This window comes from Nocardiopsis lucentensis DSM 44048, from assembly GCF_000341125.1.
Lineage (GTDB): Bacteria > Actinomycetota > Actinomycetes > Streptosporangiales > Streptosporangiaceae > Nocardiopsis > Nocardiopsis lucentensis.
The window spans coordinates 1-424 of the sequence record NZ_ANBC01000030.1; the positions used below are offsets into that span (position 1 = coordinate 1).

The 424-nt window shown below is 71.9% G+C and carries 1 pseudogene; it reads right to left on the bottom strand.

The window, feature by feature from the left end:
• A pseudogene (locus D471_RS32460) lies at positions 1 to 424 on the bottom strand (hypothetical protein); the annotation flags it as partial.

The following is a 424-nucleotide window of genomic DNA, read 5'->3' on the forward strand; positions in this document are numbered from 1 at the left end:
GCACGATCATGGCCACTGAGGCGCCCGCGGCGACCACGGTCGGAAGGGAGCGTATGAGCGGCCCGCTGCCGTCGAGCCGGACAGCGCGGTCGCAGTAGCGCGTGAGCCAGGCCAGGAACCAGACGGCGAACAGGATGAACGCCGGGATGACCAGGGCGATCAGCCGTCTGCTCGCCCACGGGTGGTCGGGGGTGATGGCGGGGCGCAGGAGGGTGGTGCCCACCGTCCACACCAACAGCATGGCGGGCAGGACCCACTGGGGTTCGCGGCGCGCCGTGACGCGGCGCAGGACCAGGGCGAGGCCGAGTGCGGCGAACAGGACGGTGCCCAGGCCCACGTACCAGCCGACCCAGTAGAGGCTGAGGTCGTAGTAGGTGCGGCTGCCCTCGATCGGCAGCCCCTCGCGTTCCTGGACGGCGGCGAC